15 protein-coding genes are annotated in these 12,238 nt (G+C 50.0%); 13 read left to right on the top strand and 2 right to left on the bottom strand.

Translation table 11 applies throughout. From position 1 onward, the window contains the following. Window positions 1–26 precede the first annotated feature (26 nt). From NQ510_RS04585 to metK, 7 genes are all read left to right on the top strand, one after another. A complete protein-coding gene (locus NQ510_RS04585) occupies window positions 27–902 on the top strand; it encodes a cell division protein FtsX (protein ID WP_005825286.1) in 876 nt (291 codons plus the stop codon). Between the two features lie 83 nt (window positions 903–985). Then, window positions 986–1,225 carry a DUF3098 domain-containing protein gene (locus NQ510_RS04580; protein WP_005825288.1) on the top strand — a complete coding sequence of 80 codons (240 nt, stop codon included), beginning with the start codon at window positions 986–988 and terminating at the stop codon, window positions 1,223–1,225. A 156-nt stretch (window positions 1,226–1,381) separates the two neighbouring features. Next, window positions 1,382–2,173: an undecaprenyl-diphosphate phosphatase gene (locus NQ510_RS04575; protein ID WP_005825291.1), complete on the top strand. Its 792-nt coding sequence runs from the start codon at window positions 1,382–1,384 to the stop codon at window positions 2,171–2,173. A gap of 115 nt (window positions 2,174–2,288) precedes the next feature. After that, window positions 2,289–2,996: a tRNA pseudouridine(55) synthase TruB gene (truB, locus tag NQ510_RS04570; protein WP_005825294.1), complete on the top strand. Its 708-nt coding sequence runs from the start codon at window positions 2,289–2,291 to the stop codon at window positions 2,994–2,996. Window positions 2,997–3,119: 123 nt separating this feature from the next. Further along, window positions 3,120–4,178, top strand: coding sequence for a tRNA preQ1(34) S-adenosylmethionine ribosyltransferase-isomerase QueA (queA, locus tag NQ510_RS04565; RefSeq protein ID WP_005825296.1), 1,059 nt, complete (start codon window positions 3,120–3,122; stop codon window positions 4,176–4,178). Between the two features lie 2 nt (window positions 4,179–4,180). Then, window positions 4,181–4,657 carry a 2-amino-4-hydroxy-6-hydroxymethyldihydropteridine diphosphokinase gene (folK, locus tag NQ510_RS04560; protein WP_005825297.1) on the top strand — a complete coding sequence of 159 codons (477 nt, stop codon included), beginning with the start codon at window positions 4,181–4,183 and terminating at the stop codon, window positions 4,655–4,657. Between the two features lie 301 nt (window positions 4,658–4,958). Then, on the top strand, window positions 4,959–6,251 hold the full coding sequence (metK, locus tag NQ510_RS04555) for a methionine adenosyltransferase (protein ID WP_005825299.1): 1,293 nt from the start codon (window positions 4,959–4,961) through the stop codon (window positions 6,249–6,251). A gap of 104 nt (window positions 6,252–6,355) precedes the next feature. Here the strand turns inward: metK and NQ510_RS04550 are convergent, their stop codons facing one another. Together NQ510_RS04550 and NQ510_RS04545 are read right to left on the bottom strand one after the other, a co-directional pair. Then, window positions 6,356–8,302 (bottom strand): tetratricopeptide repeat-containing sensor histidine kinase, encoded by a 1,947-nt coding sequence (locus NQ510_RS04550; protein ID WP_034525440.1) that lies wholly within the window; start codon window positions 8,300–8,302, stop codon window positions 6,356–6,358. A gap of 155 nt (window positions 8,303–8,457) precedes the next feature. After that, window positions 8,458–9,180, bottom strand: coding sequence for a LexA family transcriptional regulator (locus tag NQ510_RS04545; RefSeq protein WP_005825301.1), 723 nt, complete (start codon window positions 9,178–9,180; stop codon window positions 8,458–8,460). Window positions 9,181–9,360: 180 nt separating this feature from the next. Between NQ510_RS04545 and NQ510_RS04540 the strand changes: the two genes are divergently transcribed. The 6 genes from NQ510_RS04540 to NQ510_RS04515 all read left to right on the top strand — a co-directional run bounded on the left by NQ510_RS04540 (window position 9,361) and on the right by NQ510_RS04515 (window position 12,232). Beyond that, window positions 9,361–9,504: a hypothetical protein gene (locus NQ510_RS04540; RefSeq protein WP_005834025.1), complete on the top strand. Its 144-nt coding sequence runs from the start codon at window positions 9,361–9,363 to the stop codon at window positions 9,502–9,504. A gap of 101 nt (window positions 9,505–9,605) precedes the next feature. Continuing rightward, on the top strand, window positions 9,606–9,920 hold the full coding sequence (locus NQ510_RS04535; protein ID WP_008662326.1) for a hypothetical protein: 315 nt from the start codon (window positions 9,606–9,608) through the stop codon (window positions 9,918–9,920). 47 nt (window positions 9,921–9,967) lie between these two features. Further along, window positions 9,968–10,831 (top strand): DUF4373 domain-containing protein, encoded by an 864-nt coding sequence (locus NQ510_RS04530; RefSeq protein ID WP_005825306.1) that lies wholly within the window; start codon window positions 9,968–9,970, stop codon window positions 10,829–10,831. Between the two features lie 185 nt (window positions 10,832–11,016). Continuing rightward, a complete protein-coding gene (locus NQ510_RS04525) occupies window positions 11,017–11,505 on the top strand; it encodes an HU family DNA-binding protein (RefSeq protein ID WP_005825310.1) in 489 nt (162 codons plus the stop codon). Between the two features lie 158 nt (window positions 11,506–11,663). Continuing rightward, complete coding sequence (locus NQ510_RS04520; RefSeq protein WP_005825313.1) at window positions 11,664–12,104, top strand: N-acetylmuramoyl-L-alanine amidase; 441 nt, start codon at window positions 11,664–11,666, stop codon at window positions 12,102–12,104. Between the two features lie 26 nt (window positions 12,105–12,130). Next, window positions 12,131–12,232: a smalltalk protein gene (locus NQ510_RS04515; RefSeq protein WP_005825315.1), complete on the top strand. Its 102-nt coding sequence runs from the start codon at window positions 12,131–12,133 to the stop codon at window positions 12,230–12,232. The last annotated feature ends 6 nt before the right edge of the window (window positions 12,233–12,238 follow it).

Raw genomic sequence — 12,238 nt, 5'->3', positions numbered from 1 at the left:
GTAACTCGTAACTTATAATTGGTATAATGAAAGCAAAGAATAACTCGGTATCCTATTTTGACATGCAGTTCATTACGTCCAGCATCAGTACGACGCTGGTGTTACTGCTGTTGGGGCTGGTCGTATTCTTTGTGCTCGCGGCTCATAATCTTTCCGTGTACGTCAAGGAGAACATCAGTTTCTCCGTGCTTGTCAGTGACGACATGAAGGAGAGCGACATCCTGAAGCTTCAGAAGAGGCTGGACAAGGAGGCTTTTGTGAAGCAGACGGAATACATTTCCAAGAAGCAGGCACTCCGCGAGCAGACTGAGGCGATGGGTACGGACCCGCAAGAGTTCCTCGGCTACAATCCTTTCACTGCCTCCATCGAAATCAAGCTGCATTCCGACTATGCCAATTCGGACAGCATCGCCAAAATAGAGAAACTGATTAAAAAGAATACCAATATCCAGGAAGTGCTCTACCAGAAAGACTTGATAGATGCCGTGAACGATAATATAAGGAATATCAGCTTGATGCTGCTGGGGCTGGCTGTGATACTGACGTTTATCTCCTTTGCGCTGATAAACAACACCATCCGTCTGGCTATATATTCCAAGCGTTTCCTTATCCACACCATGAAGCTGGTGGGAGCAAGCTGGGCATTCATCCGTCGTCCGTTTCTGCGGCGCAATTTCTGGATAGGTGTGCTGGCCGCTTTCATAGCCGACAGCATTCTGTGGGGAGCCGCCTATTGGCTGGTGTCCTACGAACCGGAGTTGGTCAAGGTGATTACGCCCGAGGTGATGGTGCTGGTGTCGGGTGCCGTGCTGGTGTTCGGTGTACTTATTACGTGGCTGTGCGCTTTGCTTTCCATCAACAAATATCTGAGGATGAAGGCAAGCACACTGTATTATATTTAACGCCTTGAAGTGCATAGAGAGAAAGCACTGTTATCGCAGCCTCCAAATAGTAAATTGTAAATAGTAAAATAGTAAATGTATAGATGAGTAAAGAGAAATTCGCTTTTGATAAGACCAATTTTATCCTGCTTGGCATCGGAATGGCGGTGGTTATCATTGGTTTTCTTCTGATGACCGGTCCCGCGTCTACCCCGACGACCTTTGAGCCGGACATTTTTAGTGTGAGACGCATCAAGGTGGCTCCGGTAGTTTGCCTGCTGGGGTTTGTGTTCATGATATATGCCGTGCTGCGCAAGCCTAAAAGCTGTCGTGCAGAGGAGTAAACTTTCAGACGCGGATTACACAGATGACGCAGATTGGAATATTAGAAATCCGTGTCATCTGCGTTATCTGCGTCTGAAAAATAATCAGAAAGAAAGTAGTAACAGAGCTTCCGGACAGCCCCTCCGGCAACTCAAGAACTTAAAAACTTAAACAAATTGGAATGGTTTGAAGCGCTTATCCTTGGGCTTATTCAAGGACTGACCGAATATCTGCCGGTGAGCAGTAGCGGACACCTCGCCATAGGTTCGGCATTGTTCGGTATTGAGGGAGAGGAGAATCTTGCTTTTACGATAGTGGTACATGTGGCTACGGTGTTCAGTACGCTGGTGATACTCTGGAAAGAGATTGACTGGATTTTCAAGGGACTGTTCAAGTGGCAGATGAACGAGGAGACACGTTACGTCATCAATATACTGGTATCCATGATACCTATCGGCATTGTGGGGGTATTTTTCAAGGACGAAGTAGAGGCCATTTTCGGTTCGGGACTGGTCGTTGTGGGCTGCTGCCTGCTGCTGACAGCTCTGCTGCTGTCTTTCTCCTATTATTATAAGCCGAAGCAGAAGGAGAACATCAGCATGAAGGATGCCTTTATCATCGGTCTGGCACAAGCATGCGCGGTGCTTCCGGGGCTTTCCCGTTCGGGCAGTACCATTGCAACCGGTCTGTTGCTGGGCGACAACAAGGCGAAGCTGGCACAGTTCTCTTTCCTGATGGTGATGCCTCCCATCCTGGGCGAGGCACTGCTGGATGGAATGAAGATGATGAAAGGTGAGGCGGTTGCAGGGGATATTCCGACGCTTTCGCTGGTGGTAGGTTTCCTGGCTGCTTTTGTTTCGGGCTGCCTGGCCTGCAAGTGGATGATAAATATTGTGAAGAAGGGCAAGCTGATTTATTTTGCCATCTATTGCGCGATAGCCGGTGTCATAACGCTCATATTAAGCTAAAGTCCCCTCCTTGTGTGGGGGAAAGACTGATTACTCCGGAAATCAATAAGAGAAAAATATTAAGTTGTACCATTTTATCCCCCTCCCTACCGGGGAGGGGTTAGGGGAGAGGCCAATGAATTTTAAAGAAGGAGAAGTCCTCTATTTCAATAAACCGCTGGGATGGACATCGTTCAAGGTTGTGGGACATGCGCGTTACCACATCTGCCGGCGGATAAAGGAGAAGAAGTTGAAAGTAGGCCATGCCGGTACCCTCGACCCGCTTGCTACGGGGGTGATGATAGTCTGTACGGGCAAGGCCACGAAACGGATTGAGGAATTCCAGTATCACACGAAGGAGTACGTTGCCACCATCCGGTTGGGTGCCACCACTCCCTCTTACGACCTGGAACATGAGATAGATGCTACCTATCCCACGGAGCACATCACCCGCGGACTGGTGGAGGAGACGCTGAAGAAGTTCATCGGCGAGATACAGCAAGTGCCTCCCGCCTTCTCGGCATGTATGGTGAACGGGAAACGTGCCTACGACCTTGCCCGCAAGGGAGAGGAGGTAGAGCTGAAACCCAAGTTGCTCGTCATCGACGAGATAGAGCTGCTGGACGACGGGCTGGATATTGCCGAACCGTGGATAAAGGTACGCGTAGTATGCAGCAAAGGAACCTATATCCGCGCCCTGGCACGTGACATCGGCGAAGCCCTGCAGAGCGGCGCTCACCTCACCGCCCTGGAGCGTACCCGCGTAGGCGACGTCCGGCTGGCAGACTGCCTCAATCCCCTCGATTTCAAAGAGTGGATAGAGGCGCAGGAGATAGATATTTAGTTATAAGTTATGGGTTATAAGTTATTTGCTATGAAGTGTAGCATACTGCCGGATAACTCATACCCTCTTATGACTAAAACAGACTGATATAAATAATAAATAACTCATAACTTATAACTAATTATGAAACTGTCGCAATTCAAATTCAAGCTTCCCGAAGAGAAGATAGCTTTGCACCCCACGAAGTACAGAGACGAGTCACGTCTGTTGGTGTTGCACCGTAAGACGGGTGAGATTGAGCACAAGATGTTCAAGGATGTTCTGGACTATTTTGATGACAAAGATGTGTTTATCTTCAACGACACCAAGGTTTTCCCTGCCCGCTTGTACGGTAACAAGGAAAAGACCGGTGCGCGTATTGAAGTGTTCTTGTTGCGTGAGTTGAACGAAGAGCTCCGGTTGTGGGATGTACTGGTGGATCCTGCCCGTAAAATACGTATCGGCAATAAGCTCTACTTCGGTGACGACGACTCTATGGTGGCTGAGGTTATCGACAACACCACTTCGCGTGGGCGTACGCTTCGTTTCCTTTACGACGGTCCGCACGATGAGTTCAAGAAGGCGCTCTATGCGCTGGGCGAAACGCCGCTGCCCCACAGTATCATCAACCGTCCCGTAGAGCCGGACGATGCCGAACGTTTCCAGTCTATTTTTGCACGCAACGAAGGAGCTGTTACGGCGCCTACCGCCAGCCTGCACTTCAGCCGCGAGCTGATGAAGCGTATGGAAATCAAGGGTATTGACTTTGCCTACATCACCCTGCATGCCGGCTTGGGTAACTTCCGCGACATTGATGTGGAAGACCTCACCAAGCACAAGACAGACTCCGAGCAGATGATTGTGAACGAGGAAGCCGTACGGATTGTGAACCATGCCAAAGACCTGAACCGCCAAGTCTGTGCCGTAGGTACCACCGTGATGCGTGCCATCGAGAGCACCGTCAGCACCGACGGACATTTGAAGGAATACGAGGGTTGGACCAACAAGTTCATCTTCCCGCCGTACGACTTTACCGTGGCCAATGCCATGATATCCAACTTCCACATGCCGCTCAGTACCCTGCTGATGATTGTTGCCGCTTTCGGCGGTTACGAGCAGGTGATGGAGGCATACAATGTGGCATTGAAGGAAGAGTACCGCTTTGGTACGTATGGAGATGCGATGCTGATTACAGACCGGTAATTATGGTTGTTTATTTCAGTCTTGGTACCAATCTCGGCGATAAGGAGCAGAACCTCCGCATGGCCGTCCAAAAGATAAGAAAGCAGATAGGGGAAGTGATTTCCCTATCTGCTTTTTATGCTACTGCCCCGTGGGGCTTTTCTTCCGATAATACTTTTCTGAATGCCGCACTCTGCGTAGACACTGCTTTGGCACCTTTGGAGGTGTTGCAAACGACGCAGGAAATCGAGCGGGAGATGGGGCGTACGCATAAGTCTGTCAATGCAGTGTATAGCGACCGTGTGATAGACATCGACCTGTTGCTCTGTTTTGCCGATGACGGTACTCCCGTTTTGCTGGATACTCCCGAACTGAAACTTCCTCATCCGCTGATGCAGGAACGCCGTTTCGTGATGGAGCCGTTGGCGGAGATTGCTTCAGGCGTGGTGCATCCGGTATTGGGAAAGACAATCGGGGAATTGTTGCAAAATCAGTGTTAATCTCTGCTATCTGTAGCGCAGATACAAGATTTCTTTTTTATCTTTGCCTCCGGAAAGCGAAGATAGGCTGCACCTCAGCATAAAAAATGAACAAGTTCATTTTGTTCTGCGTTCGGTTTGCACTATCTTTGCCCCCGAAAAACGATATGTGGAGAGATTTGAGTAGCTTGCAACCACAGAAAAAAATGCTAAAACACATCCTTTTCTGACGGCACGTTTGTGTGCCGGATGCATCTACTCCACACACCTCCTTCCGCCATTCGTTGAATTATCAATTATCAACTATCAATTCTCAACTGAAATGGGATATTTATTCACATCCGAATCGGTGTCTGAAGGACACCCCGACAAAGTGGCCGATCAAATATCGGACGCTGTGCTTGACAAACTGTTGGCCTACGACCCCAGTTCGAAAGTAGCTTGCGAAACTCTGGTTACTACCGGTCAGGTAGTGCTGGCTGGAGAAGTGAAAACCAAAGCGTACGTTGACATGCCTCTCATCGCACGCGAAGTAATCAAGAAAATCGGCTATACCAAAGGCGAGTATATGTTCGAGAGCAATTCGTGCGGCGTGCTGAGCGCCATCCACGAGCAGAGCCCCGACATCAACCGCGGCGTGGAGCGACAGGACCCCATGGAACAAGGTGCCGGAGACCAGGGGATGATGTTCGGCTACGCCACCAACGAAACGGAGAATTACATGCCGCTTTCACTGGACCTTGCACACCGCATCCTGCAAGTGCTGGCAGATGTCCGTCGCGAAGGCAAGGTGATGACCTACCTCCGTCCCGACGCCAAGAGCCAGGTGACCATCGAATATGATGACAACGGCACACCCGTACGCATCGATACCATCGTAGTTTCCACCCAGCACGACGACTTCGTACAGCCTGCCGACGACAGCGATGCCGCCCAGCTGAAGGCCGACGAGGAAATGCTCGCCCAAATCCGCCGGGATGTAATCGAGATTCTGATGCCGCGTGTCATTGCTTCCATCCATCATGAAAAGGTGCTGGCACTGTTCAACGACCGTATCACATACCACGTCAACCCCACGGGCAAGTTCGTAATCGGTGGTCCTCACGGTGACACCGGGCTGACGGGACGCAAGATTATCGTAGATACCTACGGCGGCAAGGGTGCCCATGGCGGCGGCGCTTTCTCCGGAAAGGACCCCTCTAAGGTAGACCGCAGCGCAGCTTATGCAGCCCGCCACATTGCCAAGAATCTGGTAGCTGCCGGCGTTGCCGACGAAATGCTGGTGCAGGTAAGTTACGCCATCGGTGTGGCACGCCCCATCAATATTTTCGTAGATACTTATGGCCGCAGCCACGTCAATATGAGCGACGGTGAGATTGCCCGTAAGATTGACGAGCTGTTCGACCTTCGCCCCAAGGCAATAGAAGACCGCCTGAAACTGCGCAACCCCATCTATCAGGAGACTGCCGCCTACGGACACATGGGCCGCGAGCCGCAGACCATCGTCAAGCATTTCAAGAGCCGCTACGAAGGCAACAAGGACATTGAAGTGGAACTCTTCACCTGGGAGAAGCTGGATTATGTGGACAAGGTGAAAGCCGCATTCGGTTTATAATCAGCATAGCTTTACGGCTATTTATATAGAAGGCTGCCCTTCTGCAGATACCGATGTTTCGGAGGATGCAGAAGAGGCAGCCTTTGTTGTTTTGGTCTTGCTCTTCAAATGGATTTTTTCACCGGCAGTACAAACACGAACCTTGCCCCCTCCTTGTACTCCTTGTCCAGCAGCACTTTCCCTTTCAGCCGTTCGGCGATGAGGCGGCAGATATTGAGTCCCAGACCGGTGCCTTGCCCGAAGTTGTCGGCCTTTTCAAAGCGTTCGAAGATGGTTTCCGAGTATTCCGGGGGAATGCCGGTACCGGTATCGGTGACGGAGAAGGTGACGTATCCGGGATGCTCTGTGAGGGAGCAGTGCAGGCGGATTTCGCCTTGTGTGGTGTGTTTCTCTGCATTGGTAAGGAAGTTGATGAGTATCTGGCACACACGTTGCCCGTCGGTGCTCAGTTCGTAGCAGTCGTCCACTTCGGAGGTGTAGTAGAGCTTCACGCCTTCGGGCTTGCGGTGTTCAACGGTGGTTATGGCTTCCCGGCAGAGCTTGTTGCAACTGTGCGGCGCTATCTTCATGGTGTATCTGTTGCTTTCCAACTCGGCTGCGCTGAGGATGTCCCCCACCAGTGTAAGGAGGAGGTCGGAATTGTGCTGTATGAGATGGCAGAAATCCTGCCTTTCCTCTTGGGAAAGGTTCGCGTCGGGGGAAGTGATGAGTTGTGAGAAGCCCACGATAGAGTTGAGCGGTGTCCGTATTTCGTGACTCATGTTCTGCAGGAAGATGCTCTTTGCCTTGTTGGCTGCTTCGGCTTGGTCGCGCGCTTCGGAAAGTTCCTCGTTCTTGTGGCATAGTTCGAGGTTGACTTTACGTTTGCGGTGGAGGTAGAGCATCAGGAAAAGCAGGGATAACAGCAAAAAGCCGGTGACAATGCTGAAAAGAGTGATGCGGTAGCGCGAGGTGGCCTGTATGTTTTCCATTTTCAGACGTTCGGCGCCTATCTGGGTGTTCAGTTCGGCGATGTCCGACAGTTGCAGGAGATTGTTCGTCGAATCCAACTGCTGGTGGTATTTTTTCAGATATTTGATGGCATTGGGATAGTCTTTGGCGCATTCGTAAATGTAGGCATGTTGTTGCAAGCCTTTCTCGGACAATTGGTCAGCGTGGGCATGGGCCTGCTCATACTGTTTGTCCAGTATGTTCTTGCTGATGTGGGCTATCAGTAGGGAAACGCTGGCAGAGAGCTTGCAACGGTCCGCCATTTGTACGGCTTCTTTATAGCAGTCGTTGAATTCATCTATACGTCCCTGCCGGAATAGTACCAGGCATTTCTCTATCATGGCTTGGGCTATGTTCCGTTCTGTTTTGGCGCTCTTCAAGGCTTTTTCGCAATAGTCCAGTGCGGTGGCGTAATCTTTTTGGGTGTTACGGTAATATTCGGCAAGGCTTGAGTATAGTTGGCTGGGATCTTGGTCGGGCATATTCTTCAGCATATAGTCCAAGGCTTCCTGATAGTATTGGGCGGAGAGGTCGAAGTTTCCGCGTGATTTGTAGATATGGCCCATGGTTCGGATACAGCTGAAGATACCGTAAGGGTATCTGTCGGCAAAAGCTTGCTTTTTCATTTTTTCCGCTTTCTGCAAGGCGAGCAATGAGCGTTGTTGGTTCAGGAAGTAGATGATTTCGCTGCTCCAAGCGTGATAATAATATTGCAGATAGTTATTGGCACGTGAAATCTCTTTCAGGTCAGTGGATGCCTTTTCTATTTTGCTATCATCTTTTTGGGATATATAGAACTGCAGGGGGATGATGTATGCCAGGCATTGTGCTTTTTTGTCACCGAGCTTCAGAGCCTGTTGATACAAAGTGTCGGCCACCAGCAACCCCTCCTGCTGGCGTGCCTGCTTGGAAGCCCGCTGGTAGATGGGGTAGAGTGCATCGTCTATCTTGTAGGGATTGTTCTGTGCTGCGGAAGGTAGGAACACCCATACTGAAAGCACTAGAAAACATAACCTTGAAAGAATGCACTCCCTCTTTGTTCTATTGGATGGAATAAGCATGTTTTTTTCCGGATACTTATTATTATGCCTATGGCATCGCAAAAATAAGATAAAAGAATAAATTACAAGCTTTTTTTGTATAATTTCTCTGTTTGCTTGTTGAATGATCCTTGCCAGGAGCTTTCTTACGAAATTTCCGGTGATAATGCCGCCCTCTACATCATCATATTCTTCCTTATCGAGAACTTCACGATGGCCATTGCATTGACTGCCGCCAGCGGCAGGTCCATGGGGTCGTGGTGGTTGTTGTAGCTCACCAGACGGATGCAGTCCGGCCGTTCCGAGTGGTTGACGTATTTCACTGCCAGGTATTCGTCGCCGCCCCGTTCGAAGGAGACGAGATACATTTCACCGTAGATGACGTCGGTGAAGTCGCGGATGGACTTAAAGCCTACGATGTCGCCGGACTTGAGGATGGGATACATCGAGTCGCCCGAGACGTAGACGGCACCGTCGCACACAGGGATATTGGGAATTACAATCCGCCCCAAGGCGTACTGCGGGCGGTCAGCCAGCAGTGTCTTCAGGTTGGCGGCGGCAGAGATGTCATAGAGGGTCACGCTACGGTCGTCCATAGGGTCGGCTGTTTTCGGTGTGTGAAGTATTTCCACTTCACCTTGTACCAAGTCATTGTCACAGAATTTTGAATGATGTGCAGGCGAGCCCTTTCCCGTCAGCAGCCAGTTGTAGTCCACGTCGTCCAGGCTGCCCAGCAGCAGGGGGAAGTCGATGCTGTTGCGGGCGTTCCAGTTGCTCAGTGTGGAGCGTGATATACCCAGAAAGGCGGCAAGTTCGCTGTCTGTCTTGAATTCTTTCGCCAGTTTGGCACGTTTTATGATGTCTGCCGCACAAAATACCGGGTCTTTGTCATTCGCCATATTCTTCAGTTTTTACGTGTAAATTATTCAGAAACTATTATCTCCTCATTTATACTGTCTTACGTCTTATTTAAGAATTTAATTCCCGATTTGTTTGTTTTATAAATGAAAACAATATTATCTTTGTTGGGACAAAAATACATATCATGTTTTATAAATGCAAATAAAAGGGAGGGATTTATGGAAAATACACATCTGGTCTTTTATCCGGAAGCATCCGAATTTAGCAAAAATACTTACGAATTTGAAAAAATGGGCATCCGCCTTGCCGGATGTATAGATGAGGTGCGTTGGAAGTATAGATACAACGCGCTGGATGTATAGATAGAATACGCTGGATATATACTTCCAGCAAACAGCCCCTACAAGCATCTTTGGCAGGGGCGTGCCGAAAAAAATATTATTGTACTAATTCTTAACAAAAAATGGTTATGGAACAGATTATTGAAAAAAATGTTCGTTTCTGTGGATGTTGCCACAGAGAACTGCCCGTTGATTCTTTTTATGTAGACAAGCGTACGCTTGCCCCCGACAATTATTGCAAGGAATGCCGTAGGGCGATGAGCAACGCCCGCTACCGTCGCTCACTTCCTGCAAGCAATCCCCTCCGTTATCCGGTCATCACTGAAATTTCGGACTGTACTCTTCGTATGTATCTTATTCTGAATGCTTTGAAGGTAGTGCGCGAAAGCGTGCTCCGCAAGCGGAAACGCCTATGCGAAGCAGGTGATATAGAATGATACAAGCCGCTCTCTCCCCCTAATCACTAACCCCTAATCATCAAACCATGTCCAGAATCAAAAAACGGGGACTTGACTATTTCCCCTTGAACACAGACTTTATACACGACCGTCTGGTGCGCCGCATCATGAAGCGTGAGGGTGACGGCTCCTTTGCCATTCTGCTGGGCGCCCTCTCCTGCATTTATGCCGACGAAGGCTATTACGTGTGTGCCGACGAGCTTTTCTACGAAGACCTTTCCGCCTGCCTCTATGAAAAGACGGCTGCCGACGTGAAGCGCATTCTTGCCCTGGCTGTGGAGTACGGCATTTTCAATGCCGCCCTTTTCGGCAAATACGCCATCTTGACTTCTGCTGAGATACAGCGGCAGTATCTGTTCAGTACCAAGCGCCGGAAATCTTCTGCCATAGACACACGTTATTGTCTGGTGGATGATTCTCAGAGCGATGACGAGGCCGCGCCGACTGCCGCCGGGAGAGTGCCGTCTGCCAATGGAAGCGTGCCGTCCGTTGCCGAAAGTGCAGCATTTAAGTCCGAAAATGCGACATCGGGTACACATAGCACAGCAGAGCATAGCACATCACAACACAGCAAAGAAAATCCCCTCCTCCATAGTTCCCCCGGAACCGGGGGCACTGAGGGCGCGGATGTGCCATCCGCGGAGGGGGAATATCTTCGGAAAATAGAGCAACTGCAACCGCCGCAGGATGGCACGGACCGCAACCTGGACGGGTTGCTTTTCAATCTGAAGCAGTTCCATATTCCTCCGCAAGAGCAGTATGCCATTATCCTCAAAAGTAATTTCGGTGCTATCGGCCACCCTTTGTGGAAGGGCTTCTATGCCTTGCGCGAGAGTCATGGCAAGATACGGCAACCGGGGCGATACCTGCTGAGCCTGTGCTGTAAGTAAGTTTTCGATTTGTGAATAAATTCATGAAGAAAAACGGTTTTTTTAATTTGCACACTTTTCCGGATAGCGTTATCTTTGCAATGTGGTTAAGCTTAATACACAAAAATAAAACAATGCTGTTTCATTTGAAAAAAACGAATCCTTGAATTTCAAGACAAACTATTAATTTTTAAAACAAAACTACTATGCCAGTAATTTACAAATCATTTCAGTCGGTTCTTGCCAACAAAGAGGGCAAGAAGCTTTTCTATCCCCGCGTGGTGCTGACGGGGAATGTGGACACCGAGCAGGTGGCCAAGGAGATTGCGGAATTGTCTTCCCTCTCTACGGGTGACTCGAAGAATGTCATCGACAACCTGGTGACCGTGATGACTCGCCACCTGCAGTCTTCCGAGAGCGTGACGCTGGACGGTCTGGGTACTTTCCGCCTTACGATGAAGTCCACCATGAACGGTGTGGAAGACCCTCTGAAGGTATCGGCTACCCAGTCCACACTACGAGTGCGTTTTCTGCCCACCTCCAAGCGTAATCTGGACCATACGGTGTCTACCCGTTCGCTGGTGACCGGGGTGAAGTGCGTGCGCTTCGACCTTCAGGACACGGCAGGTTCGGGCGGCAACGACGGTGGCTCGGGCGGTAACGACGGTGACCAAGGTGAAAATCCGTTGGGATAAGGCCATTTACGATTTGACGATTTACGATGTACGATTGAAATTCGTACTGCTAAATAACCGCGCCTATGCAGGCATTTATGATACGAAAAGTAATCGTACATCGTAAATCGTCAAATCATAAATTACTAATCTTCAATCATTAATCACTAACTAATCTTATGCGAAAAATCAACTACATCGTGGTGCATTGCAGCGCCACGCGGGAGGGCTGTACGCTTACTTCCGAGGCTCTGGAGGCAGAGCACCGCCGCCGTGGCTTCCGCACGACGGGCTATCACTACTATATCCGGAGAGACGGTACTGTGCTCGGAACCCGTTCCTTGGAACTGCCCGGTGCGCATTGCCGCGGTCACAACAAGTATTCGATAGGTATCTGCTACGAAGGCGGGCTGGATGCCCGGGGAAATCCGAAGGATACCCGTACGCCGGAGCAGCGTTCGGCCCTGCACCTGCTGGTGTACCAGCTGCTACAACAGTTCCGGAACGCCCGTGTATGCGGCCACCGCGACCTCAGTCCCGATTTGGACGGAGATGGGACGGTGGAGCCGTGGGAGTGGGTGAAGCAGTGTCCGTGCTTCGAGGTAAGTAAAGAATTTTAAAACAATCATCCTTAAAACATGGAATTATGAAAATAAGCAAAGAAACCTGGAAAGATATCTTGAAAATTGTGGGCACCATCATTGCCACCATAGCCAGTGTGCTGGGCGTGCAGGCGATGCCACTGTAGGAGGCT

The organism is Bacteroides uniformis, assembly GCF_025147485.1.
GTDB lineage: Bacteria > Bacteroidota > Bacteroidia > Bacteroidales > Bacteroidaceae > Bacteroides > Bacteroides uniformis.
The sequence above is the reverse complement of the archived record's forward strand: the minus strand, read 5'-3'. Positions and strand labels throughout refer to the sequence as shown.